Here is a 26496-nt window from a genome sequence, read left to right as displayed (position 1 = left end):
GAAAATTTATAAAGCGTTTTTGAATGCGTGCACTTGCCGTAACAAAACGATAAAAATAATTCCTTCTTAACAGTCTAACGATCCGTGCCTCTGGGTATAACATTAATACAATAAGAAGTGCTCGAGAGGGGGATAAGCTATGAAGTGGCAGGGCAGAAGAGGAAGCTCGAATGTAGAAGACCGGCGCGGCATGGGCAGTAAAGCAGTGATCGGCGGAGGCATGGGCGGCCTTGGTCTTATCTTTGTATTAATTTTCACATTAATGGGCGGTGATCCATCGCAGCTGCTTGGAACAGGCAGCAACGAGCCCTACGAGGAAACAGAGCAGGACCAGGAGCTGGCTGAGTTTGTGTCGGTTGTGCTGGCAGATACAGAGCAAGTATGGGCGGAGGTTTTTCGCGAAGAAGGCATGGTTTATGAAGAGCCGGTGCTCGTTCTGTTTTCAGGAAGTGTGGATTCCGCCTGTGGAACAGCAACAGCGGCGGTTGGCCCGTTTTACTGTCCGGGCGACCAGAAACTATACATTGATTTAAGCTTTTATGAAGAGCTTCAAAATCAGTTCCAGGCACCGGGCGACTTTGCGATGGCTTATGTAGTGGCACATGAGGTTGGCCATCACGTTCAAACATTGCTTGGTACGTCGCAGAAGGTGAATGCGGTGCGCAACCAGGTGAGTGAGAAGGAATATAACCGGTATTCGGTGATGCTTGAGCTTCAAGCGGACTATTATGCTGGGGTTTGGGCTCATCATGCACAAGGAATGGGTCTTCTTGAAGAAGGCGATCTGGATGAGGCATTAACCGCCGCGAGTGCCGTTGGCGATGACACCATTCAAAAACGGGCACAGGGACATGTCGTGCCGGACAGCTTTACGCATGGTTCGGCAGAACAGCGGAAAAAATGGTTTCACCGCGGCTTCGAGTCCGGAAATATGGAAAACGGTGATACCTTTAACGCTAGCGACTTATAACTTTTTGAAAGAAGAGGACCAGAAGCCTCTTCTTTTTCTTTGTCCGGAAAAAAACGTATAATAGATCGTACCTGAATATATTGGAGGAATTGAAATGGAAAAACTGCAATCAAAAGAACAATTTGAACAACTGAAAAAGAACGAGCGTATTGTCTTTATGTTTTCTGCGGACTGGTGCGGGGACTGCCGTGTCATCGAGCCGGTTTTACCTAGTATTGAAGCGGACTATCCGGAATATCAATTTATTCATGTAGATCGAGACAAGTTCATCGATTTATGCGGCGAACTGAGTATTTTCGGCATTCCGAGTTTTGTGGCGTTTCATGAAGGGGAAGAAACAGGCCGTTTTGTTAGCAAAGACCGGAAAACAAAAGAAGAAATTGAAGCATTTTTGAATAGTTTGTCTGCTTAATTGTTTTTGTTAAAGGAATATCTCATTAGAGATATTCCTTTTTTATTGCTTTGAAAAAGTTGTAAACCAATGCATGTTGCTTATTAAAAATTTTATCCTCTTTTTTAATTAATTCATCATAAGTCCAAAAAAATCCTTTGTAATGGAGAAACAGATGGTTTCTGTCTCGCTTCATTACAAAGGATTATTTTACGTGATAAAATATGGGCTATTAAGAGACGTTTATTTCTGATTGCTTTCTGAGAGAGAAAGCGATCCTTTTCTTCTGGTGTAATCTTAAAAACAGATTATTAGAGAGTAAAGAAACGATAATTAAAATAGTTCCAATTATATCAAAGGATGTTATTTTATAACCTTGAACGATCGAAATAACGAGCGTAGTGACCGGAACAAAGTTAATAAAAAGGATTCCATTTAAAGGCGAAAGGATACCGATTCCAATGTTCCATCCGAGTAAAGCGATGAGACCAGGAAAAATAATCATAAATAATAAATCTGGACTTACTATTTTGATTGTTTCAACTGTCGGTACAGAAATATGGCCTAAAAAAGTAGCCACTAAAACGATGGCTAGAGCTGTTGCTGTACCTAGTAAACAGCTTAATGTTGAATATCGAAGCGCCGACCAATCGCCGAAGTGATTTCCGCCGATCGTATAAATAACCCAGCCAACGACAGCGATAAATATGAACAATGCAGGGATGAAATCACTCGTTGCAGTCACGAACGTTTGAATATCTCCTTTCGTTATGACGAGAGAAACACCGATAAAAGCGACAAAAACGCATAAAAGTGTGAATACATGAGGGCGTTTTCTTTTAAAAACCCAAAGTAAAACAATTGATATCATTGGCATTAACGATTCCATAATCGATGCAAGCATCACACCCGATTCACCTAATAAATCTTGACCCCAAAAAATAAGTAAATTATAAACGGCAAAAGCCATTGAGCCAAAGAACCATAATGGCAAGCCTTTTCCTTCTAATCGAAACGCTTGTCTTCCTTCTTTCCACAAAAGAATAGCGATTAAGAGCACGGTTACAGATACATAACGAATAATCGTAAAATAAAACGGATCAATATATTGGAACGCATGATTGGCTACAGGAAACATCGCTCCCCATGAAACACTGGCAACTAAGCATAATAAAGCACCTATTAATACATTGTTTTTCAAAAAAATCTCCACCTTTATTCATCATCAACATTCATTAAACTACATAAATCGACATCTTGTAAAATGATTAATAATGATGTTTGAAATCAATTTTAGTGATATCATAAAAGTAGCAATGAATAAGGGGATGGGAAAATGGAGTTTAAAGATTTGCAAGTATTCCAAATGGTCGCAGAAAAGGGGACGATGACGGGAGCTGCTAAAGAGCTCAATTATGTACAATCCAACGTCACATCCAGAATTCAAAAGCTCGAAGCGGAACTAAATACTCCACTGTTTAACCGTCACAATCGTGGAATGATTTTAACGCCTGAAGGAAAAAAACTATTAATATATAGTGAAAAGATACTGTCTTTAGCAAATGAAGCGAAAAAAATCATCCGGAATTCGGAAGAACCTTCGGGTAAATTAGAGATTGGGTCCGTTGAAACGGTTATTAAATTACCGATTATTTTATCTGCCTATAATAAAAAATATACACATGTTGATTTATCACTTGTGACAGGTGTCACCGAGCAATTGCAAGAAGAAGTGCTGAATTATCGACTAGATGGAGCTTTTGTGACGGAAGTAAGTCACCATCCGGACTTGGTTTATCATAATGTTTTTCAGGAAGAACTTGTTTTAATATCAGACCAGACAACGAAAACGTTTGAACAATTAAAAAGCAAACCATTTTTATGTTTTAGTAAAGGATGCGGCTACCGGGCAAAATTAGAGGAATGGTTCAAAGATGAAAAAATCACGGCCAAAAAAATTATGGAATTCGGAACGTTAGAAACAATTTTAGGCAGTGTAGTCGCAGGGCTTGGCATCACATTTGTTCCTAAATCATCCGTTTCTTATTTAGAAGAAAGAGGACTCATTCAATGTCATTCTATCCCCGAAAAGTATAGTAAAATCAACACCATTTTTATTAGACGCGCGGATATGTACTTAACATCAACCGTTGAAAAATTTATTGAAACGATTGATTTTTGTAAAGAAGACACGGATTATCCTTTGTCTTTTATCAAAAAATAGGCGAGAACACCCCTACCTCAAGGAATGTGAAGGGCGTTCGCCCAATGAGTAGGTAGGGGATGAATCGCCTTCGGACAAGGGATCGCTTTAGCGGTCTCGATTGTCCGACACTTGTAAACCTTTGCGAATCAATTCATATACAGCCCCAGCAAAGCTAGAAATATAATTTTCTGCTTGGTACTTTTCGATTTCCGCTACTAAATCAGCGGGAAATTTGATATGTTTCGGGATCCGTTCCATTTACAATACCTCCCATCCAGTGTACATTTAGTGTATCTCAAAAGGAGGTGAAAATCAATAATCGTCCACAAAGCACATAAGTTTCGTCTCTATCCAAACAAAGAACAAGAAATTCTAATCGCGAAAACAATCGGCTGCTCCCGTTTTGTATTCAATCACTTTTTAGCAAAGTGGAATGATACGTACAAAGAAACGGGAAAAGGATTGACGTACAGCTCATGCTCTGCCCAATTAACCCAATTAAAGAAAGAATTCGTTTGGTTAAAAGAAGTCGATAGCATTGCGATTCAATCCTCACTTAAAAATCTGGCTGATTCGTATGCACGATTTTTTGAGAGACAAAACAAAGCACCACGCTTCAAATCGAAAAAGAATAACGTACAATCGTACACGACAAAGCATACGAACGGTAATATAGCTGTTTTGGATAAGCATGTTAAATTACCCAAACTTGGACTTGTCCGCTTTGCAAAAAGCAAAGAAGTGGAAGGGCGTGTCTTAAGCGCTACTGTTAGACGAAATCCAAGTGGGAAATACTTTGTGTCCATTCTTGTTGAAACAGACGTACAACCGTTAGATAAAACAGGTTCTTCCATTGGCGTTGACGTTGGACTCAAAGACTTTGCGATTCTTTCAGACGGAACTGTATATAAAAATCCAAAGTTTTTCCGTTCACTTGAAAAGAAACTGGCGAAAGAACAACGTATTCTCTCAAGAAGAAAAGAAAGTGCCATCAGACAAGAGCGTAAACTGTCCGAAGCAAAGAATTATCAAAAACAACGCATAAAAGTGGCTCGCATTCACGAACACATCGTAAACGCACGTACGGACTACTTGCATAAGATCAGCACGGAGATCATCAAAAACCACGATGTGATCGGGATTGAAGATTTGCAAGTCTCCAACATGCTCAAGAACCACAAACTAGCGAAAGCCATCAGTGAAGTAAGTTGGTCGCAATTTAGAACCATGCTTGAGTACAAGGCTACATGGTACGGGAAACAAGTGGTTACTGTTGCAAAAAACTTTCCTTCCAGTCAGCTTTGTTCATGTTGCGGATACCAAAATAAAGCCGTTAAGAATCTCGCCCTACGCACATGGGTTTGCCCTTCTTGTGGCAAACATCACGATCGAGATATTAATGCAAGTGTGAATCTCAAAAATGAAGCAATAAGACTTCTAACCGCAGGGACTGCGGGGATCGCCTAACCAATAATTAGCGGTTACGCTAGTGTTCTTAGGAATCCCCCACTTCAATCAGATTGTAAGATCGATAAGTGGTGGGTAAGTTCAATTGAGTTAGTATTTTCTAAATAAGCAGAAGGAGATTGCTGACCACTCCCACGGCTGAAGCTATAGGGTTCTTTTTCGCAAACATCCCAGTAATGTTTAAAATATTTATTATTGAAGAAAGCTGAATTTTAGTGCCTGTCCCCAGTGCGTTCAAGTGCCAGAGGATAGGTGCTTTTTTGTGTGTTCAGCTTGACTGTGGAAGAAAAAAGAGATAAACTCAAAACCGATCAAAAAAGAACTGTTCATTTTAGAACGGTTCATAAATGAAAGAGTGTGATGTTTGAATGGAGAGTGAAAATCAAAGAATCATGCGTTCAACACAACTATTGCGTTCATTTTGGAATGTGCAGAAGAATTTGATGCGATTCGTTCAAAAGACCGCAGTAGAAAATGATTTATCCGTTCCGCAATATTCCATTTTGATGACGATTGCCCCTCATAAGGAAATGATACAAAAGAGCCTCGGAGAGAAAACATTTCTTCCAAAAAGCACATTGAGCCAAGCAGTCGACGGACTTGTTCAAGCAGGCTGGCTTAATCGCCAGCAAGTGGAAGGCAATCGGCGGGAGATGCAGTTGTCGCTCAGCGAAAAAGGAGAAACGTTTATTAAAACGATTCATTTGCAGGAAGGAAGCATTCATCAAATATTCCAATCCGCCGTTGAATCGCTTACTGAAAAGCAATGTGAAGAGCTGCTTGAAACACATCTGCAAATTGCCACTTATTTAGAAGCGCAAGCAATAGGACAAGGAGAGGATACGAAGTGATTAAATTACTGAAACACTTATCTGTTTATAAGTGGATTATTGCCGCGGTTTTTGTCCTTGTGTTCGTTCAATCCATGTCCGACCTCTTTTTGCCTACATTAATGGCGGATATTATCGATAAAGGAGTCGTAGTAGGAGATGCTCCTTACATTTGGAAAATTGGCGGATGGATGCTGCTAGTTTCAGCATTAGGTGCTTTTGCCTCTGTTGTCGCAAGCTATTATTCTTCTAAAGCGGCGATGGGACTCGGGCGCGATATTCGCCGGAAAGTGTTTAATCACGTTGAAAAGTTTTCACTGCAAGAATTTGACGAAGTGGGAACGGCGTCACTTATTACACGGACGACGAATGACATCACGCAAGTTCAGCAAGTGGTTATTATGATGCTTCGTATGGTGATTAGCGCACCGATTATGTTAGTCGGCGGCGTTATTATGGCTGTGTCAAAAGACGCTAAATTATCGCTCATTCTTGTCGTCACAATGCCTTTTTTGATTGGTTCGATCCTGCTTATTTTGTATAAAGGGGTGCCTATGTTTCAAACGGTGCAAAAACGATTGGATCGGTTAAATCTTGTACTACGAGAAAATCTAACGGGCATTCGTGTCATTCGTGCCTTTAATCGTGAATCGGAAGAGAAAGTACGTCTTCAGCAAGCGAATAAAGAACTGACTGACATCTCGATTAAAGTGAATAAAGTCATGGCGTTCATGATGCCTGTGATGATGCTCATCATGAACTTAACGGTTGTCGGTATCATCTGGTTCGGCGGGATTCGCATTGATAACGGCGGCATGCAGATCGGGGACTTGATGGCGTATATCCAATATGTGATGCAAATTATGTTTGCGCTTGTCATGGCTTCTATGATGTTCATGATGGTGCCGCGCGCGGCTGTGTCGGCAAAACGGATTAACGAGGTTCTTGATATGGAACCGGCATTTCGAGATGAAGGAACAGCAAAGGCAGATCGTGAACGCGGTACGCTTGAATTTGACCATGTGACGTTCAGTTACCCGGGAGCAGAGGAACCCGCCTTATCGGATATTAGCTTTACCGCAGGTCCCGGTGAAATTACGGCCATCATTGGCGGAACAGGTTCAGGGAAATCAACGCTCGTCAATTTGATTCCCCGTTTTTATGATATTTCAGGTGGAGCCATCCGCGTCAATGGTGTTGACGTCCGCACGGCATCGCAAGAGGAAGTTCGTTCGAAAATTGGCTTCGTGCCACAAAAAGCGATGCTCTTTACAGGTACGATTGCTGACAACATTCGTTTTGGAAAACAAAATGCCACACAGGATGAAATCGAACATGCGGCCCGTATTGCACAAGCGGAAGATTTTATTCGTAAAATGAAAGATGGCTATCAGGCAAACATCGAACAAGGCGGCTCGAATTTATCGGGAGGACAAAAACAGCGGCTGTCGATTGCGCGGGCTCTTATTCGAAAACCAGATCTTTATATATTCGATGATAGTTTTTCTGCCCTTGATTTTAAAACAGACGCTAAACTTCGCGCCGCGCTGAAAGAGGAAACAAAACATGCGACGGTGTTACTCGTTGCCCAGCGTGTGAGTACGGTCGTCGATGCTGACCGAATCATCGTGTTAGACAAAGGACGTATAGCAGGCATAGGCACACACGAAGAGTTGCTTCAGACAAATGACGTTTACCGTGAAATCGCTCTGTCCCAGCTCTCAGAGGAGGAGATTGCATGAGTAATCAAAAAAAACCTCAAAGCAGCGGACCGATGGGACATGGTCCAGGCGGCGGCAACATGATGATGATGGGACAAAAAGCAAAAAATTTTAAAGGGACGCTGAGACGTCTGTTAACCTATTTAAAACCGCGCCGTAACCAGTTGATCGCCGTTTTCTTCGCCGCCATCTTGAGTACGGTCTTTATGATTGTTGGTCCTAAAATCATGGGGACGGCGATTACGGAATTATTTGAAGGCGCCTATGGGAAGTTTCAAGGAATACCGGGAGCGGCTATTAACTTTGATAAAATTGGCCAGATTCTTCTCATACTGGCTGGGCTGTACGTATTCAGCAGTCTATTCAACTACGTGCAGCAGTACATTATGTCCAGTGTGGCACAAAAGACGGTGTATGACCTTCGAGAAGACGTTAATAAAAAGCTTGAGAAACTTCCGCTTAACTATTTTGACGGACGTCCGAACGGAGAAACACTGAGCCGCATGACAAATGACATTGATACAATCGGGAGCACACTCCAACAAAGCTTGACGCAGTTTATCACATCTATTGTTACGATCGTTGGGATTATCATTATGATGCTGTCGATCAGTCCGATACTAACGTTAATTTCAATTGTCAGCTTGCCGATTTCCATTTTTGTGATCCGGCCTATTTTGAAAAGGTCTCAAAAACATTTTGCGGATCAACAGCGTACACTTGGTCAATTAAATGGGCATATTGAAGAGATGTATACCGGCCATCAAGTTGTGAAAGCATTCGGACATGAGAAAAAGGCTGGCGCTCAGTTTGATCTGGTCAATGAAGAATTATATGAAGCGGGACGAAAAGCTCAGTTCATATCGGGGATTATCATGCCTATGATGTTCTTCATTGGGAATTTAAGCTATGTCTTAATCAGTGTAGTCGGCGGGATTTTAGTGACACAACGTGCTATTTCAATAGGTGATATTCAAGCGTTTATCACCTATTCAAAGCAGTTCACACAGCCGATCACACAAACGGCTAACATTGCAAACATCATTCAGTCAACCGTCGCAGCAGCTGAGCGCGTCTTTGAACTGCTCGACGAAGAAGAAGAAACGAAAGAAACAACGACAGCTAGCTTAACGAGAGCACAAGGCGCTGTTACTTTCGAGCATGTGGACTTTGGATATGGAGAAGACTTGTTAATTAAGGACATGAACATCGAGGTCTTACCAGGACAGACGGTCGCGATCGTTGGGCCGACTGGTGCTGGAAAAACGACGATGATTAATCTTTTAATGCGGTTTTATGAATTGAATGGCGGGAAGATTAAGCTCGACGGTCTAGATACACGGGAGATGTCCCGACATGATCTAAGGGAGAGCTTTGGAATGGTGCTTCAAGATACATGGCTCTTTAATGGAACGATTAAAGATAATATTGCTTACGGAAAAAGCGGCGTAACAGACGAAGAAGTTTTCGCAGCAGCTCGCACAGCTCATGCCGATCATTTCATTCGAACGCTGCCCGATGGATATGAAACCATTTTAAACGAAGAAGCATCGAACATCTCGCAAGGACAAAAGCAGCTTCTGACCATAGCGCGGGCTGTTCTCGCAGATCCGCCAATCATGATATTAGACGAAGCAACATCGAGTGTGGATACGCGGACGGAAGTCTTTATCCAACAGGCGATGAACCGGTTGATGGAAGGGCGAACGAGCTTTGTCATTGCTCACCGGCTTTCAACGATTAAGGATGCCGATTTGATTCTTGTGATGGATCAAGGAAAAGTGATTGAGCAAGGAACACATTCAGAACTATTAGAGGAAAATGGTTTCTACGCAGATCTTTATAACAGTCAGTTCTCTGAAAAAGTAGGATAAATAGAAAGGGGCTCGTTTCCAAATGGAAATCGAGCCTCTTTTATTTTGAATGATCAGCCTTTTTTCTTTATGGTCTTCGTCAAAATGAATGGAAACATTACCGCATTCGTTTGTATACTTTAATGAAAGGACAGAGGATGGTGAGAAAATGACTGACTATAACATGAAGGTACATGATGAGCTACAAGCTTGGAAAAGAACAATGGTCAAGCATTCAGGCTTCCTAACACGAGTATCAAAGAAAGCGCAAACGAAAGTAAACGGGCTTATTCCGGAAAAAGTTCATAAAATTGTGACAGAGAGTATTAAAAGCATGGTAAAGACGACACTTGTCGGCTCAAATATAACGACGAACAAACGGCAGGCAGCGAAGCTGAGCCTTTATGAACGGGATGAACTTTTGAAGAAAAAGCTATCAAATTTTCGAAAAACAGCGGTTATTGAGGGAGCTGGAACAGGTGCAGGTGGTATTTTGCTAGGTCTTGCTGATTTCCCGTTGCTTTTATCCATCAAAATGAAGTTTTTGTTTGAAGCAGCTACTGTTTATGGATTTGATACGAATGATTATGAGGAACGTCTATTTATTCTTCATGTGTTTCAGCTTGCGTTTTCAAGTGATGAAAAACGAAAAGACACGCTGTACATTATTGAAAATTGGGAAGAACAGCGGAAGATCCTTGCTGATATGGACTGGAGGGAATTTCAGCAGGAATATCGGGATTATATCGATTTCGTAAAAATGCTTCAATTAATTCCGGGAGTTGGGGCCGTTATAGGAGCGTATGCAAACTATAATCTTCTCGATCGATTAGGAGAAACAGCGATGAATGCCTATCGGCTGCGATTATTAAAAGTAACTCCGCTTGATTGGCAGCTTGCTGACGATACCAGCTCAAACTAATGCGTTAAATGAATTGCCAAAGTATTTGTTTCCACTTTTCTTGTAGTTGAAACGGAACAGATGATTTAGTTTTCATCCTAAATCATCTGAAGACTAAAAATAAACTTGTTTCGTATTTTCATATAGTATATCGTATACTTCCTGCGCTTCCATCTTTTTGACGGAAGCGATTTTTTCTATTGTGTGATGAATCATTTTGGGATGGGTCATTTTTCTCTTAAAGGGGCCTTCAAATGGCCAAGGCCCATCCGTTTCAACCATCATGTGTGACAATGGATACTGTTTGATGAGCTGTTGAATTTCCAGTTCGTACAAGATGTCTGGCGTAATGGAAATAACATAGCCATTGCTGATCATCTGTTCCATCGTTTTCTGGTCACCTTTAAACCAATGAAAATGGGCTTTAGTGATTGAGTATTTCTCCAGTAGTGTACAGATGATAGACGCATCTTCATAAACAGCGTGAAGTGCAATTGGTTTATTCAGCGCTGCTGCCTGCTGGATGAACAGTTCTAGTATTTCAATATACGGTTCTATCGGAATGCGGGGGTCTTTTTTTCTCAAATAATAGGGCAGCCCTACCTCTCCAATGGCCGCCATTTCTGCATGATGCTTCTCGATAAAAAGCTTTAGTTCATTCAATTCTTTTTCTCTGGGCAGCGCTTGTTCCGGATGAAATCCGAAAGCTGGCTTGATCCGATTGTCTTTTCGGGACAATGATAAGTTGGCTTGAGCAGAAGCAAGATGCTGTGACACGGAAATGAGTGCTTGTACGCCGTATTTTTTCATATCCTTTAAAATGATGGCCTGTTCGTCCGCATGATACAAGTCTAAATGAATGTGGGCATCAATAATTGAGTGCTCCATTGGAATCCTCCATTCACAGTCAATCAATCAATTTCTCTAATTAGCAAAGGAGCTGCCCAAAAGTCAGTTACTCACTGATCTTCGGGACAGCCCTTTTGCTGTTTTATTCAAATATGTAAGCGAGCGCTTTAATAGCCTGGTCGACGGTTACGACTGTGGCGTTCGCTTTTCTGGATAATTCTTTTAATGGGTGATGCAGCACTTCCGGGCGGATTAGGATGAGCGGTTTGCCAAAAGAGACGGCTGCGCTCGCATCCATGGCCGTGTTCCACTGCTTATACTTCTCACCGAACAGCGCGATGACAAGATCCGCTTTCTTCATCAGCACTTCTGTGCGCAAATTATTGAAACTTGAGGCGGCCGCGTCGCGGAAGATGGCGTCGGGTTGTTTGCCTAAAATCTCTTCGCCAATATCATCGGAACGGCCGTGGTCTTCCATTGCTCCAACAAAGTCTATAGGAAGTTTGAGCGCCGCTGCTTTTTGCTTAATTTCTTCACGCCACGAACTGTGAATTTCTCCAGCCAAGTAAACAGTTAATCTCATCATTCATCCTCCTAACATATATTTCCTTCAGTATAGCATCGTTTTCATTTCCTTGCTGTAAGTATAGCCCCCATCTTTGATTTACATCTTTTTAATAGCGTCAGAGTCTTTGCTGATATGACTGCCGAACATTCCTCGGTGGTAACACTTTAAGTTGATAAATGACAAGTTACCGCATAATATAAAAGTGAGTAATCACTCACTTAAGAAGGAGGGGAAATAGTGGAGGCGACAAAAGCGTGTATTTCGATTCGTCACGTTTCAAAACAATTTGGGAAGCAGCAAGTACTAAAAGAGATCAGCTTGGAAATCCTGAAGGGTGAAATATTTGGTTTGTTAGGCCCATCAGGTGCCGGGAAGACTACGTTAGTAAAGCAGCTAGCTGGATTAGACATTCCAACATCAGGGGAGAGTTTTCTGCTTCAAGAAAAAATGCCGTCCTTGAAGCTGATTGAAAAAGTGGGGTATATGGCTCAATCCGATGCTCTTTATGGAGAACTGTCAGCCAAAGAAAACCTTCAGTTTTTTTCAGCTTTGTACGGGTTGAAAGGGAAAAAGCAGCAACAAAGAATAGAAGAAGTGATGAAGCTTGTTCACCTTTCAAATCATCTTCATAAGCTCGTCTCCAATTACTCTGGAGGAATGAAAAGAAGGCTGTCGTTAGCGATTGCACTTCTTCATGAGCCTGAAATTTTGATTCTTGATGAACCGACTGTCGGCATCGATCCAGTGCTGCGGAAAAGTATTTGGGAAGCTTTTAATGAATTAAAGAATAAAGGAACGACTCTTATCGTTACAACACATGTCATGGATGAAGCGGAAAAATGTGACCGGTTAGGAATGATTCGGGATGGCCGTCTAATTGCAGTAGGTACTCCAGAAGAGTTAAAACAAAAAACAAATTCCGCGACGATTGAAGAAGCGTTTCTTGTCTATGGAGGTGCTTAATATGAGGATTACGGCGTTAGTTATCAGGATTTTGCGGCAGATCGTCCGGGATAAAAGAACGATAGGATTGCTTATTTTTGCTCCGATTCTTGTATTAACCATGCTGCATTTAGTTTTTAACGGCAATGATTATACGCCTAAAATTGGATTCGTTCATATTCCTGAATCCATTGTTGATAAAATCGATGTATCTGATGCGAAAATCATTGAATATAAGAATGAAAAAGATGCAAAAGAAGACTTAACCTCTCAAGAGATAGACGGTTATTTAGTATTTAACAATCAATCACCTGCTATCTTTTTGGAAGGCAGCGATCCGACTGTCAACGGAGCTGCTATTAAATGGATTCAAACGGCACTCAAACCTTTGCAGGGAAACGAACATGCTGTAGAGCCCAAAGTGGACTTTCTTCATGGTTCTGCAGAGATGGGACAGTTTGATTATTTTGGACCCGTATTACTTGGATTTTTTGTATTTTTCTTTGTGTTTTTGATTGCAGGCGTTTCATTCTTAAGGGAACGAACAACTGGAACGCTTGAACGGCTTCTTTCTACGCCATTGCGCAAATGGGAAATTGTCACAGGCTATGTACTCGGCTTTGGAATTTTCACAATGATTCAAACAACGATTATTGCCGCGTATGCCATTTATGTATTAGATATGCTTATGGAAGGCGCATTTTTGTATGTGCTGTTAGTCATCTTGCTTCTCTCTTTTACAGCTCTCACACTCGGAATATTATTATCATCATTCGCTAATAATGAGCTGCAAATGATTCAGTTTATCCCGATCGTCGTCGTGCCGCAGATTTTCTTTTCGGGATTGTTTAACTTAGAAACTATATCTGAATGGCTAAGTTGGATTGGACCTTTCACTCCTCTGTATTATGCTGCCGATGCATTAAGAGATATCATGGTCAGGGGCTATGGGTGGGATGAAATTTACAGGGATGTCTTTGTCTTGTTGGGCTTCTCCATTTTGTTTATGATAGTAAACATCTTGGCACTTAGAAAATACCGAAAAATATAAGACGTGAAGGAGCTCGAAATGTCTCAACAAGATAAAATGATAGAAGAATTGTTCCGCAATGCGGATGAGTTAACAGAAAAACAGAAGAAAATCGTAGCAGCTGCCATTGAGTCGTTCGCGGAAAAAGGGTTTGCCGCAACGTCTACAAGTGAAATCGCGAAAAAAGCAGGTGTGGCGGAAGGAACCATCTTTAGACATTACAAAACGAAAAAAGATCTGCTTATGGCTATTGTTGCTCCAACGATGGCAAAGCTGATCGCTCCATTTGTAATAAAAGATTTTAATAAAGTATTGAATCATGACTATGATCACTTTGAAGACTTTATAAAAGCGATTATCGAGAATCGAATAAAATTTCTTAAAAATAACATGCCGCTTTTTCGGATACTCATTCAAGAAATTCCTTTTCAACCAGAGTTAAGGGAACAATTTAAAGAGCATATTGCCCAGAAAATAATTCAACGGCTTAGACAGAGTGTTGAACATTACCAAGCAAAAGGGCAAATCATTGAAATGCCGTCTGACACGATTATACGAGTGACGTTATCGACTATTTTCGGCTATATCATTGCCCGTTATTTGCTCGCGCCGGAAGCAGAGTGGGATGACGATGCAGAGATTGGAAGAACGATCCAATTTTTAATGAGCGGATTATCTCTCGAAAAATAGAGGTAAAATTCTGAGATTCTACAAATCGAATCATATAAGTCTAAATGAATATGGGCATGAACAACGGAAATACACACTTTTAAGGTCACGTATCATTCCGTGTTTGACTTATGCAGAAATAATTGTTTAAATAAAGATAACAAAAAACGGAAGGTGGAAAAGTACATGATTTTATAATCCTGTTAAGAGAAAAAACATTCGTTATTATTTGCGAAATCATTTTCTGAACGGGATATATCTGTGCTTTTTACTATAGCTATGCCTGAAAATAGCTGAGTGTAGTGCGATCTTTTCCTATTCAGAAAACTGTCATTTTTAACGATGCCTTTTCCGAATAGGATTCGTAATGTACTTATATAGAAAATAAGAAACTTTGATGATGGTTATTACGTTTCTTTTTGCTCTATACTCATTGCCTCCTATTCATAAAAATGAATAGGAGGTTTTTTGTTTTCATAAAAAATCAATGCGGAGGAATTATATGAAACCTAAAATAAATACGAAAGCCATATTAATTACTTTCATGATTGGTGCATTTTTTGCCATATTAAATGAAACACTGCTTAATATTGCTTTAACAAAGTTAATGGTTGTCTTTAATATCGATGCTCCCACTGTCCAGTGGTTAGCGACTGGATTTATGCTTGTTATGGGCGTTTTAATGCCTATGTCAGCCATATTAATTCAATGGTTTACGACAAGACAAATGTTTATTGGGGTCATGACTGTTTTTTTAATCGGAACCATTATTGCTGCTTGTGCAGTGAATTTTCCCATGCTATTAACCGGCCGTATGATACAAGCTGTCGGTACTGGACTGTTAATACCCGTTATTATGAATGCTCTGCTCTTGCTTTATCCGCCAGAAGTTCGCGGGAAAATTATGGGAACCTTTGGTTTAGTCATTATGTTTGCTCCAGCAATGGGTCCTACCTTATCAGGAGTTATCGTTGATATGTTAGGCTGGCGCTGGCTATTCATATCCGTTATTCCGTTTACACTATTTTCAATAGTATTTGCGTTAAAGTATTTGCAAAATGTCGGTGAGGTCACACGTCCTAAAGTAGATGTTCCATCTATTATCCTCTCTTCAATTGGCATAGGCGGAATTGTTTATGGCTTTAGCAGTGCGGGGGAGAATCCAGAAGGGTTTCTATCGGCAACGATTATTTTCATTATCTTCATCAGTTTGATCAGTCTCCTTTTATTTACATTGCGTCAATTAAAGTTGGACGAGCCTTTGTTAGATGTTCGTGTATTTAAATATAAAAGTTATGCACAAGGAGTCAGTGTTTTTGTCATTGTTATTATGGCGATGTTCGCTTCTGAAATTGTGATGCCAATGTATTTGCAAGGGCCTCTTGGATATACAGCGAAGGTAGCAGGGTTATTGCTGTTACCGGGCGCACTATTAAATGGCCTAATGTCACCGGTGATGGGTACGTTATTTGATAAGTATGGACCTAGGAAATTAATTATACCTGGAATGATCGTGTTAGTCGGAGTCATGATATTCTTTAGCAATATCAACCCTTCGATGCCGATATGGTCTTTCATTATTGTCTATATCTTATTAATGCTATCCATTTCAGCAATCATGATGCCGGCTCAAACGAATGCGTTAAATGAATTGCCAAAGCATTTATATCCGCACGGGACAGCCATTTCAAACACATTGCAGCCTGTCGCAGGGGCACTTGGCGTTTCGATCTTCGTCAGTATTATGACGCAAGGCAGTAAAAGCCATATGGAAGAACAAACTGTTCCAATAACAGAACAATTAATGAACGAAGCGATGACTGTCGGTATCCATCATGCCTATTGGTTTGCATTAGGTTTGAGCATCGTTGCTTTCGTTATCGCTTTATCTATTAAAAAAGCGATTGCCCCGGATTTTGATACAGATGATAATAGATTGATCGAAAAGGAGTTTTAGTATCAAATCGCTCGATTAGCCTTCTATTAAAGATAATAAAAAACGGATTTCTCGCTGTAAGAGAGAAATCCGTTTTTTATTGTTCTTTTTTAATTGTCTTTCATACTATCATTTAAGTTAATTGTTGTTCAGCGAATTCACGATATAATTCGTGTAATTGTACTAATTCACGATGGGTTCCGATGCCTGTTACTTGCCCTTTTTCAATGAAAACAATTTTATTCGCGTCGACAATCGTTGATAATCGATGGGCGATGACGAATGTCGTGCGGCCTTCCATTAATCGTGTGAGAGCTTCTTGGACGATACTTTCTGATTGGCTGTCTAAACTTGCCGTTGCTTCATCCATCATGAGAATTTTAGGGTCCCGCAAAAAAGCGCGCGCAATGGCGATGCGCTGTCTTTGCCCGCCTGATAATTTCACGCCGCGCTCTCCAACTTCTGTGTCTAGTCCTTTCGGGAATTTTTCAATGAATTGGTCCGCGTATGCCATTTTTGCGACGTCCCATAGACGTTCATCCGCTATTTTTTCAGGATTCTTCAAGCCATAACATAAATTTTCACGAATTGTCCCGGCCATCATGGCACTTTCTTGAGAGACATAACCAATTTGACTGCGCCATGAGGCAAGCGATAATTTGTTAATAGGCGTTTGACCGATTCGTATTTCACCTGTCGTTGGTTCATAAAATCGTTCGAGCAATCCGAACATCGTCGTTTTCCCGCCCCCGCTTGGTCCGGCGAAGGCAATCATTTCACCAGCCTGTGCTTCAAATGAGATATTTTTGAGTACAGGTTCATCCTCATTATAAGAAAACGACACGTTTAAGACATGAATCGACTTGTTTTTAATATCCATCTCTATGCCATCTTGCCCCTCTTCGGGCGGCAATTCTAAAATGTCGATAATCCGCTCTGTTGCTCCTTTCGCTTTTTGTAATTGAGTAAAGAACATCGCAAAGGACGTAATTGGCATAATAATTTGGAACAGATAAAGCAAAAAGGCAACAAGTGAACCTGTTGACATCGTCCCATTAGCTACACGTATACCGCCATAACCAATAATCATCACAATAACGACCATGACGACAAGATACATGAGTGGTCCGATTAAAGCGAAAATGCGTGCTTCTTTCAATCCAAAGCCGAGCAGCTTTTCGATTCCGGTTAACCCTTTTGCTTCTTCGTTTTGTTCAGCAGTAGAGGCTTTCATTAATCGGATTTCACTAAGTGTTTGTTGGATGTGTCCTGTAAAAGTGGCAGTTTCATCTTGTAAACCACGTGAGATTTTTGCCATTTTTCGTCCGAGTGGAATCATAATGGCAAGCGTAATGGGGACAGAAATTAACATGAGAAGTGTCATTTTCCAATCCATCACAAGCAAGATAATGATGGCGCCAATCACAGAAATAATACCGGTAGTGAATTGTGGAAAATGATTTGAAATTAAATCCCGCACAACGCTTGTATCATTAACGAGCCGACTTACGGTTTCACCGCTTGATTGTTTATCAAAATAGCTTACGGGTAAACGAATTAGCTTTACCCACATACGGTCCCGTAGACTGGAAACAACCTTTTGACCTGCTAAACTTAATAAGTAAATAGATATTCCGCTAATAATCGCTTGAATGATAAAGGCCAGCCCAATCGTGATGATAAGGGGAATGCTTAACGATGACACTGAGAAACCATCCACTAAATTTTTTGTGAGTAATGGAACGATTAATCCAGCAATTGTTGTAAGAACACTTGCTGATAAACCGACAACTAACGCGAGCTTCGGAATTTTGGTTGATAAAATGAGGGAAATAAAGGGCTTTAAGCCGCCTTGTTGTTTGGCCAATGTACATAACTCCTATCAATGTTATTTTTCTTTTGACAGTGGGGAAGTGGAGAGAACCCGACTGCTTCTGATTAATGTAAGGGCTAGGATTCCGTTATTCTAGTAAATAAATCATATATTAAAGTAAATACTTAGGCTATTTTTTAGTGGTGATAATAATCATTAATCAATAAAATAGGCAAAAAGCGATTGACTTTGACGTTGCGTAAAGGTGTATCGTTACATCGTAAGGGGGTGAGGGCATGGATGGAGTATACTGTGCAAAAGCTGGCTAATTTAGCAGGTATCAGTGCTAGAACACTCAGGTATTATGATGAAATGGATATCCTGAAGCCGGCAAGAATCAATTCATCGGGCTATCGAATTTATGGGCAATCAGAAGTTGATAAGTTACAGCAAATTCTTTTTTACAGGGAATTAGGCGTAAATTTAGACAGCATCAAAGAAATTGTAAAGGCATCTTCCTTTGATCGCGCAGCCGCACTTAGGGAACACCGCGAAAAGCTTCTTGCAAAAAGGGAACAATTAGATTTGTTATTGGCAAATGTGGAGAAAACCATTGCTTTAACAGAAGGGAGAACGAGCATGACGGATAAAGAAAAGTTTACAGGGTTTAAGCAAAAAATGATTGATGAGAATGAAAAAAAATATGGTGAAGAAATTCGGCAAAAATACGGGAATGAAAAAATTGATCAATCCAATAAAAAAGTAATGAATATGACCGAAGAAGACTACGAGGTGGTAACCAATCTGGAGAAACAAGTATTAGAAACATTGGTAAAAGCTTTTGAAAGTGGTGATCCAGCTGGCGAGCTGGGCCAAAAGGCAGCTGAATTGCATAAAAAATGGCTCACGTACTATTGGAGCGACTACAGCAAAGAAGCACATGCGGGTTTAGCCCAAATGTATGTAGATGACGAAAGATTTAAAGCCTATTATGATAAAAAACAGCCAGGTGGAGCCGAGTTTTTAAGAGATGCCATTCATATTTATACAGGCGTGAAAGGATAGGTTAGTGAATGAAGAAAGGATAGCATAATCATAAAAAATAAAGGTTGTTTAAATAACGGGTAGCATTAGTTAAATAGGGGATATGGATTTAAAGATTGGGGGAAATCCTCAATCTTTTTTGTTTATTTCTTGGCTCATTTTGGCTCTAGCTCGATGAAATGAGCCAAAAATCGTTTTATCAACAATCTTGTTTAACATAGCCTATTTCTTTAATTCCTTTTAAAATCAATAATGACGTAACAGCCTTTTTAGTGAATTCGTGTAACTTGTTCAGCGGATTAGTGCGTGCTTATTAGGGCCATTTTACAAGGGATTTAAAAAGAATTTTTTATAATTTCATTCTTTCCTACATGTTTAAAACAAAGACAGGCAAAATATTAAATGAAAAAGCCATTCAAAAATGAGGAAACAGGAATGCTGAATGCCATTATGAAAAAGAAGGTGCCGATGGATATGGATTTAATTTCTGTCATTATTCCAGCTTACAATGAAGAAGAGAATATTCAGTTAGTATATGAAAGGATTAAAAAAGAATTTTTAACCCTTTCCTATGATTTTGAAGTGCTGTTTATTAACGATGCCAGCACAGATGGGACGCTTCAGCAAATTAAACAATTATCTGCTAAAGCGCCACATGTCAAGTATATTTCTTTTTCCCGGAATTTTGGAAAGGAAGCGGCTATTTTTGCCGGTTTGCAGCATGTTAGCGGCCGAGCGGTTATTATAATGGATGCTGATTTGCAGCATCCTCCATCTCTAATCCCCAAATTAATGAAGGGATATGAAGAGGGGTATGATCAAGTTATTGCTCGCCGCAACCGAAAAGGAGAACGTATTTTCCGCAGGGTTTGCTCTGCCACTTATTATAAGGTGATCAATAAAGTGGTTGATGTGGAACTCAAGGATGGCGTAGGAGACTTTAGGCTTCTTAGTGAAAGAGCGGTTCAAGCGGCATTATCGTTAAACGAAGGTCAGCGTTTCTCTAAGGGACTGTTTTCCTGGATTGGGATGGAACAAAAAATAATTAATTATGACAATGTGATTCGGGAAAAGGGAGAAACGAAATGGTCTTTTTCAAAATTGCTGAATTACGGCTTGGATGGAATGGTGTCTTTCAATAACAGACCCCTCCGCGCCTGTTTTTATACCGGTACTTTTATTTTAATGCTTTCTGTTGTGTACAGCGTTATTACATTTATTCAAATCATGGAAAATGGGGTTGAGGTTCCTGGCTATTTCACCATTATTACAGCCATTCTTTTACTCGGAGGCATTCAGCTTTTAAGCCTCGGCGTCATTGGTGAATATATTGGCCGGATTTATTACGAAACGAAAAAGCGCCCGACTTATTTAATTCAAGAAACAAATATTATGAATGGAGTGCCTCATGAGAAGAACCGGCCAAGAATTTATCAGATTCATCGTAATCGGCGTAATCAATACCTTTAATTATTACCTGATTTATTTATTGCTTCATGCCGTGGCAGCATTCAGCTATATGTCTTCTCATGTCATCGCTTTTTTATTTAGTTTTGTTCTTTCTTTTTTCTTGAATTCTTACTTTACGTTTAAAGTGAGGCCAACGCTAGTAAAGTTTTTAACGTTTCCTTTGTCTCAAGCTTTCAATTTTTCCATTTCTTCTCTTTTCATGTATGTGTTCGTTGAATACTTTCACATCAGCAGTACGATTACACCGCTTCTCGCTGTATGTATAACGGTGCCGATGACGTTTGTTGTGACAGGAAAAATCTTAAAAAAAGAGAGTGTCAGTGGATGAGTAAGATGAGTAAAAAGTTGATAATACGTATATTAATCAGCAGTATACTTTTGTCGGCAGCCGCGCATTTCTTTTTTTTGCAGGAATGGTTTAACGGCCGCTTTATGGTAGGGCCTAATGATGGACTTTCACAAATGATTCCATTTAAAACATTCATTTATGAAAACTATAAACAAGGTAACTTTTTTTATTCCTGGCAATTTGGTCTTGGAGGCGGGTTTTATAGTCAGTTAGCGTACTATTTTTCAACATCTATTGTTTTTTTAGTAACAGCAGGTGCGGTTTTTTTTATGGAGTCTGTTCATCTTATTAGTCCTCCGGATCTCCGTTTCTGGATGAATGCCACTATCATTGTCAGCATTCTTCGATTAAGTTTTATTTTAATGGCAGCCACAGTGGTGTATCGTTACATGAACATTCATACAATAACGGCTTTTACAGGAGCGGCTGTTTATGGATTATCTGTTATGTATTTTCGGCATGTGATTTTTTGGGAGTTTTTTGCGGATGCGATGCTTTGGATTCCCCTTCTTGTATTGGGCGTCGAAAAAATCATTCGAGAAGAAAAGCCATTCTGGTTTATATTGACTGTTTCACTTATGCTGATCAGTAATTTTTACTTCGCTTACATAAATTTAATTTTTTTAATAATCTTTATATTATTTCGGTGGATGATTCCATTAACAGAAGATGAATTACATAAGTGGAAACAACTAAAGCTATTTTTTGTAAGCGGCTTGATCAGTCTTTGTATAAGTGCCGTTTCTTTTATACCGGCTATTTATGGATACGTTAATAATCATCGTCCTACTTACGAAAAAGAGATACCATTATTTGATTTTAGCGATAATGTTTTGTTTTCAAGCCGATATATTATTCTGCCGGCTATTTTTATTTTACTCCTATTAACCGTTTCTCTTTATCGGTATCATGTGTTTAAATTATTTGCCTATCTCAGTTTATTGTTTATTGTCCTGCATTTCAGCCCATTGGTGGGAAGTGCTTTTAATGGTTTTTCAGCTCCTCAATACCGCTGGGAGTATTTACTTTCTTTCACAGCAGGGGGGATGGTGGCAGCAGGCTTGCATTACCTAAAGGAAATGAACGTTCGTTTGGTTCTTGCTTCTGTGGCAGGTGCTGTTGGTCTGTATACTTTTAGCGCATATTCTAAACAAAGTATGCTGATGTTTACTGTACAAATGAGTGCTCTGCTTATGATGTTAGCCATTACAATTGTGCTTTTTCTTGTATTCATCGGGAAAAAAGAGAATGGCGCTATGCTAATGCTGCAAGGATGGATTTTGGTGTCAAGTATTCTTGCAGTGAATGTTTATGGGAAATATATGATGTCTGAAAAAGGGCCTCTTTATACCGTCTCCAGTGAGTTTTTGAATAGTACGGAATACAATAGCATGGAACAGCAGCAGCTGCTGGAAAAAATAAAAAAAGAGGAAGGGCATCAGCTGTTTCGAATTGATTGGATGAATGGAGTACGTAATAACACGCCCATTGTGCAAAATTTTAATGGGACGAGTTTGTATTCCAGTATTTTCAATCAAGAGTTATTGTATTTTTACTGGCATCATTTGAAAATTGATATGGGCAGAGAAAGTGTCAGCCGCTATGCTACGCTTGGCAATAGAGCTAATCTGCATGGCTTGCTGCAGGCAAATTACTGGTTGAGAGAGAAAAACAAACATATAAATGCACCATACGGTTTTGAAAAATTTGCGGAATCCAAACACTATGCTGTGTACAAAAATACAATGCCGCTTCCTTTTATAAGAACAACGAAAAATGTGTTTTCTGAACGAGATTTACAGGGCGCCTCTCCCCTCGAAAGGGAACATGCGATGCTTTCTGGGGTCATATTGAGAAGAGAAAATCAACAGGAGAACGATTACACAAAAGAAAAAAACTTTATCGATGATGTTCAGATTAAATCAAAAGGCGCAAGCTATGAAGATAACGTGTTGACGGTTACAGAAGAAACAGGAGGGCTAGACCTGATCCCTAACTGGCAGGCAACAGGGGATGGCGATTTTTATATTAGCTTTTACCTTGAAAATATAGGCGGAGAAGGGTTTTACCTTCAAGTAAACGACTACCGTACATCGAGAAAACACAGGGATTCTATATACAAAACAGGGGTAAATGATTTGATGATCAGGGTCCCGCAAAGTGACAAAGTGTCCATTCGTTTGCCGAAAGGGTCCTATATCGTAAAAGAGCTAGCGTTTTATACAGAAGATTATTTTGAACTTAAAAAGGCGGCAAAAAAACCAGCGCAAAGTCTAAAATTCGAATGGATACGAAACAAACTATCTATCGACTTTGACAATGAGTCCGGAGAAAAATATATGATATTGCCCATTCCTTATGAAAAAGGGTGGGAACTGCGAATAAACGGTGAAAAACAGCTAATCGAAAAAGCCAACTATGGTTTTACATCTTTTGCATTAAAAGAAGCAAAAAATACGATCCGTCTTATTTACTATCCTCCTTATTTTAGGCTGTCACTTTTTATAACGCTCGCTGGGCTTCTTGCCGCGGTGGTGCTTATATTATTTTTCGATAAGCGAAAAAATATCCGTTTATGATCAGGATAATGTGCAGGTTGCATGCATAGTGCTGATTTTGGAATTTGACTGGCGCTGAATAAACATTTTTAGGTTTAACTCCCGGACAATCCGTGTATAGTGCTGTGTAGTATGTATAAAAGAAAGGGGAGAGAAGATGAAGCGTTGGTTATTTTTATCTTTCGTTCTAATGGTCGTTTTTGTACTCGCTGCTTGCGGAAGTGGCAATGAAAATGGCACAGGAACAACGGGCAGCAGTGAAGAAACGGCTGGAGACGTGACAGTGAACGAAGAAGAAACGGAGACAGTAAATGCCGACAAAAAACCAGCTGAAATGGCAATAGCGGAATTAAAGAACGGGCAAGGACAAACAGTAGGAACCGCTGAATTGGAGGAAACGGATGCAGGCGTTTTAATCCGTTTTGAAGCTTCAGGACTGGATCCGGGAAATCACGGATTCCATATTCATGAAACTGGGAAATGTGAAGCACCGGACTTTGAATCTGCTGGTGGACACTTTAATCCGTCCGACGCCAGCCATGGTGTTGACCATGAAAAAGGGCCACACGCGGGCGATCTTCCTAATCTTGAAGTGGGAGCAGACGGAGCAGCTCAAACAGAAGCGACAGCTAATCAGGTGACATTAAAACAAGGGGAAAAAAACTCACTACTTAGTGAAGCGGGGACGGCGCTTGTCATTCACGCGAAAGCGGACGACAATACATCACAGCCAGCCGGTGATGCCGGTGGCCGTATTGCATGCGGCGTTATTAGTGAGGCATTACCAGATAAATAATGACGGTGTGATAACCCACAACAAAAAAAGAGCACTCCTTATATGAAATGCACCCCAATTGTTAGACAAAATTTAACAATTAGGGTGATTTTTTTTTTATATAATGTTTTACATAATGAAGCAACGATGTTTATGGGGCGCAAAAAAAAGGTTTCAGAACTCGCTTTTCGGGTAGACGAACCGGAGAAATTGAAGCATTTGCTGGAAGTTGAGTAAGCAATCAGCAAAGTGAAGATGGGCTGAAAAAGAAACATAAAAAAGAAGGCACTGTAGGAGTGCCTTCTTTTTTATCATTCAGCCTTGTTTGTCGGAGGCAGATTCCGTCTTCTTTCTTCTTCTTCTTGAGCAATAATTTCATTGTCTTCTGCATTGTCGCGCGTTACTTTTTGGGTTAAGATCGCGCCAACCGCTACTAAAATCATGACAGCAATGTAGTAGCCTTTTTCATTTAACTGCAAATTATCCGCGTTATAAAGACCGATTGAAAATAAAAAGACGCCGGCAAAAAATGTGAAGTAGGCCAGTACGGTGAAAGCGGGCGTATTTCTTTTTCTATACCGTTGCATCGTCATTCCTCCTTCGTTTATTTTAAGTGTATTCAATTTCTTTTTTAATAGAAGCTCCTATGATCATACCATAAATTCCATAAAAAGAATATTATGGACATGCAAAAACTCGTTTCTTTTGCAATTTTAAATGATGTATTTTATGGTTACCGTGAAAGAGGTGGAGATGATGAAAAAATTTGATGCGATTATTATTGGATTCGGTAAAGGCGGTAAAACACTGGCTCCGGCTCTTGTAAAGCAGGGCATGAACGTAGCCATTATTGAGCGGTCTTCCTCTATGTATGGCGGAACATGCATTAATATCGCTTGTATTCCGACGAAATCACTTGCGGAACAGGCGAAAAAATCAGTGGATTACACAGAAGCGATTTCAAAAAAAGATGACTTAACGGCCTTTTTGCGTAAGAAAAATTTTAATAACCTTGATCAAAATGATGGAATTACCGTTTTAACAGGTGAAGCGTCGTTCGTTTCGCCTTATAAAGTAAAAGTTGAAATGGAACATGAAACGGTGACATTATCTGCGGAGCATATTTTTATTAATACAGGTGCGGAGTCTATTATTCCGGACATTCCAGGTGTGAAAGAAAGTAAGCATGTGTACACGAGCACTACATTGATGGAGATAGACGTGCTGCCAGAACGACTTGTCATTGTCGGCGGTGGTTATATCGGGCTTGAGTTTGCGTCGATGTATGCGAATTTCGGTTCCGACGTCGTTGTGCTGGATAGAGGAGAAACGTTTATTCCTCGTGAAGATCGGGATATTGCGGAAGAGGTTCAGCAGACACTCGAGAAAAAAGGGATTCAAATTAAGCTAAATGTAAAAGTAAAATCAGTTGAAGAATCGATTATCACATATGAGGATGGCAACGGCGAGCATAAAATCGAAGCGGATGCAGTGCTCCTGGCAACTGGACGAAAACCGAGTACAGAAAGGCTGAATCTAGAAGCGGCTGGTGTGAATATAACCGATCGGGGTGCGGTGCAGGTCGATGAAATACTTCGGACGAATGTGCCGCATATTTGGGCAATCGGAGATGTAAAGGGCGGACCGCAGTTTACGTATATATCACTTGATGATTACCGGATTATTAATGATCAATTGTTTGGAGCGAAAAAACGGACGACGAAAGATCGGCAGTTCATTCCATATTCCGTTTTCATCGATCCGCCACTCTCACGCATAGGACTCAGTGAACAGGAAGCAATTGACCAAGGGTATGATGTGAAAATCGCTAAACTGCCGGCCGCTGCAATTCCAAGAGCACGCATTTTAGAGCAGACAGAAGGATTGTTAAAAGCCGTTGTCGATGCTAAAACGAACCATATTCTTGGTTGTACATTATTTTGTGCTCAATCGAGCGAAATCATTAATAACATTCAACTCGCTATGCAGACTGGACAGGACTACACGTTTTTAAAAGACAACATTTTCACGCATCCATCCATGAGCGAAGCATTGAATGATTTGTTTGAACAGGTCCCTAAATAACAAAGAAATTTTATTAATGAACGAAGGAAGTAAGCCCATGGTCTTTAGAGTTGGGATGAGAGCGAGGTC

General features: G+C 40.2%; 24 protein-coding genes. 18 read left to right on the top strand and 6 right to left on the bottom strand.

What is annotated here, in order from left to right:
- Positions 1-139 precede the first annotated feature (139 nt).
- Together ypfJ and ACZYRN_RS14330 are read left to right on the top strand one after the other, a co-directional pair.
- Positions 140-970 carry a KPN_02809 family neutral zinc metallopeptidase gene (gene ypfJ, locus ACZYRN_RS14335; protein ID WP_488912279.1) on the top strand — a complete coding sequence of 277 codons (831 nt, stop codon included), beginning with the start codon at positions 140-142 and terminating at the stop codon, positions 968-970.
- A gap of 94 nt (positions 971-1064) precedes the next feature.
- Positions 1065-1382 (top strand): thioredoxin family protein, encoded by a 318-nt coding sequence (locus ACZYRN_RS14330; RefSeq protein WP_488912278.1) that lies wholly within the window; start codon positions 1065-1067, stop codon positions 1380-1382.
- A 211-nt stretch (positions 1383-1593) separates the two neighbouring features.
- Here the strand turns inward: ACZYRN_RS14330 and ACZYRN_RS14325 are convergent, their stop codons facing one another.
- Entirely contained in the window at positions 1594-2562 is a 969-nt protein-coding gene (locus ACZYRN_RS14325; RefSeq protein WP_488912277.1) for a DMT family transporter, read from the bottom strand.
- Between the two features lie 135 nt (positions 2563-2697).
- On the opposite strand from ACZYRN_RS14325, the gene ACZYRN_RS14320 reads away from it, so the two are divergent.
- Positions 2698-3585 carry a LysR family transcriptional regulator gene (locus ACZYRN_RS14320; RefSeq protein WP_488912276.1) on the top strand — a complete coding sequence of 296 codons (888 nt, stop codon included), beginning with the start codon at positions 2698-2700 and terminating at the stop codon, positions 3583-3585.
- An 87-nt stretch (positions 3586-3672) separates the two neighbouring features.
- Here ACZYRN_RS14320 and ACZYRN_RS14315 read toward each other — a convergent pair whose 3' ends face one another.
- Entirely contained in the window at positions 3673-3825 is a 153-nt protein-coding gene (locus tag ACZYRN_RS14315) for a hypothetical protein (RefSeq protein ID WP_488912275.1), read from the bottom strand.
- Between the two features lie 60 nt (positions 3826-3885).
- Between ACZYRN_RS14315 and tnpB the strand changes: the two genes are divergently transcribed.
- From tnpB to ACZYRN_RS14290, 5 genes are all read left to right on the top strand, one after another.
- Complete coding sequence (gene tnpB / locus ACZYRN_RS14310) at positions 3886-5034, top strand: IS200/IS605 family element RNA-guided endonuclease TnpB (RefSeq protein WP_488912319.1); 1149 nt, start codon at positions 3886-3888, stop codon at positions 5032-5034.
- 443 nt (positions 5035-5477) lie between these two features.
- Positions 5478-5885: a MarR family winged helix-turn-helix transcriptional regulator gene (locus ACZYRN_RS14305; RefSeq protein ID WP_488912274.1), complete on the top strand. Its 408-nt coding sequence runs from the start codon at positions 5478-5480 to the stop codon at positions 5883-5885.
- The gene (locus tag ACZYRN_RS14300) at positions 5882-7606 is read left to right on the top strand and encodes an ABC transporter ATP-binding protein (protein WP_488912273.1); all 1725 of its coding nucleotides are present in this window, start codon (positions 5882-5884) and stop codon (positions 7604-7606) included. Before ACZYRN_RS14305 ends, ACZYRN_RS14300 begins: the two co-directional genes overlap by 4 nt.
- On the top strand, positions 7603-9459 hold the full coding sequence (locus ACZYRN_RS14295) for an ABC transporter ATP-binding protein (RefSeq protein ID WP_488912272.1): 1857 nt from the start codon (positions 7603-7605) through the stop codon (positions 9457-9459). The genes ACZYRN_RS14300 and ACZYRN_RS14295 overlap by 4 nt, the downstream gene beginning before the upstream one ends.
- A gap of 148 nt (positions 9460-9607) precedes the next feature.
- Positions 9608-10360: an EcsC family protein gene (locus tag ACZYRN_RS14290; RefSeq protein WP_488912271.1), complete on the top strand. Its 753-nt coding sequence runs from the start codon at positions 9608-9610 to the stop codon at positions 10358-10360.
- A 93-nt stretch (positions 10361-10453) separates the two neighbouring features.
- Here the strand turns inward: ACZYRN_RS14290 and ACZYRN_RS14285 are convergent, their stop codons facing one another.
- The gene (locus tag ACZYRN_RS14285) at positions 10454-11227 is read right to left on the bottom strand and encodes a TatD family hydrolase (protein ID WP_488912270.1); all 774 of its coding nucleotides are present in this window, start codon (positions 11225-11227) and stop codon (positions 10454-10456) included.
- 103 nt (positions 11228-11330) lie between these two features.
- Complete coding sequence (locus ACZYRN_RS14280) at positions 11331-11771, bottom strand: YtoQ family protein (RefSeq protein WP_488912269.1); 441 nt, start codon at positions 11769-11771, stop codon at positions 11331-11333.
- A 222-nt stretch (positions 11772-11993) separates the two neighbouring features.
- Here ACZYRN_RS14280 and ACZYRN_RS14275 point away from each other — a divergent pair, with 222 nt between their 5' ends.
- The 4 genes from ACZYRN_RS14275 (at position 11994) to ACZYRN_RS14260 (ending at position 16354) form a co-directional block, all read left to right on the top strand.
- Positions 11994-12719, top strand: a complete 726-nt coding sequence (locus ACZYRN_RS14275) for an ABC transporter ATP-binding protein (protein ID WP_488912268.1) — start codon at positions 11994-11996, stop codon at positions 12717-12719.
- 1 nt (position 12720) lies between these two features.
- On the top strand, positions 12721-13749 hold the full coding sequence (locus tag ACZYRN_RS14270; protein ID WP_488912267.1) for an ABC transporter permease: 1029 nt from the start codon (positions 12721-12723) through the stop codon (positions 13747-13749).
- Between the two features lie 18 nt (positions 13750-13767).
- A complete protein-coding gene (locus ACZYRN_RS14265) occupies positions 13768-14418 on the top strand; it encodes a TetR/AcrR family transcriptional regulator (RefSeq protein ID WP_488912266.1) in 651 nt (216 codons plus the stop codon).
- 481 nt (positions 14419-14899) lie between these two features.
- Positions 14900-16354, top strand: a complete 1455-nt coding sequence (locus tag ACZYRN_RS14260) for an MDR family MFS transporter (protein WP_488912265.1) — start codon at positions 14900-14902, stop codon at positions 16352-16354.
- Positions 16355-16466: 112 nt separating this feature from the next.
- Here ACZYRN_RS14260 and ACZYRN_RS14255 read toward each other — a convergent pair whose 3' ends face one another.
- A complete protein-coding gene (locus tag ACZYRN_RS14255) occupies positions 16467-18200 on the bottom strand; it encodes an ABC transporter ATP-binding protein (protein WP_488912264.1) in 1734 nt (577 codons plus the stop codon).
- A gap of 246 nt (positions 18201-18446) precedes the next feature.
- Here ACZYRN_RS14255 and ACZYRN_RS14250 point away from each other — a divergent pair, with 246 nt between their 5' ends.
- The 5 genes from ACZYRN_RS14250 (at position 18447) to ACZYRN_RS14230 (ending at position 24363) form a co-directional block, all read left to right on the top strand.
- Complete coding sequence (locus ACZYRN_RS14250; RefSeq protein ID WP_488912263.1) at positions 18447-19211, top strand: MerR family transcriptional regulator; 765 nt, start codon at positions 18447-18449, stop codon at positions 19209-19211.
- A 447-nt stretch (positions 19212-19658) separates the two neighbouring features.
- Positions 19659-20660: a glycosyltransferase family 2 protein gene (locus ACZYRN_RS14245; RefSeq protein ID WP_488912318.1), complete on the top strand. Its 1002-nt coding sequence runs from the start codon at positions 19659-19661 to the stop codon at positions 20658-20660.
- Complete coding sequence (locus ACZYRN_RS14240; RefSeq protein WP_488912262.1) at positions 20599-20988, top strand: GtrA family protein; 390 nt, start codon at positions 20599-20601, stop codon at positions 20986-20988. Before ACZYRN_RS14245 ends, ACZYRN_RS14240 begins: the two co-directional genes overlap by 62 nt.
- A 5-nt stretch (positions 20989-20993) precedes the next feature.
- Positions 20994-23588, top strand: a complete 2595-nt coding sequence (locus tag ACZYRN_RS14235; RefSeq protein WP_488912261.1) for a YfhO family protein — start codon at positions 20994-20996, stop codon at positions 23586-23588.
- A 136-nt stretch (positions 23589-23724) separates the two neighbouring features.
- Positions 23725-24363, top strand: coding sequence for a superoxide dismutase family protein (locus tag ACZYRN_RS14230; RefSeq protein WP_488912260.1), 639 nt, complete (start codon positions 23725-23727; stop codon positions 24361-24363).
- A gap of 290 nt (positions 24364-24653) precedes the next feature.
- Here ACZYRN_RS14230 and ACZYRN_RS14225 read toward each other — a convergent pair whose 3' ends face one another.
- On the bottom strand, positions 24654-24929 hold the full coding sequence (locus tag ACZYRN_RS14225) for a YiaA/YiaB family inner membrane protein (protein ID WP_488912259.1): 276 nt from the start codon (positions 24927-24929) through the stop codon (positions 24654-24656).
- A 169-nt stretch (positions 24930-25098) separates the two neighbouring features.
- Between ACZYRN_RS14225 and ACZYRN_RS14220 the strand changes: the two genes are divergently transcribed.
- Positions 25099-26427: an FAD-dependent oxidoreductase gene (locus ACZYRN_RS14220; protein ID WP_488912258.1), complete on the top strand. Its 1329-nt coding sequence runs from the start codon at positions 25099-25101 to the stop codon at positions 26425-26427.
- The last annotated feature ends 69 nt before the right edge of the window (positions 26428-26496 follow it).

This window comes from Domibacillus sp. F004 (assembly GCF_057814295.1).
This window is presented reverse-complemented; position numbering and strand designations above follow the sequence as displayed.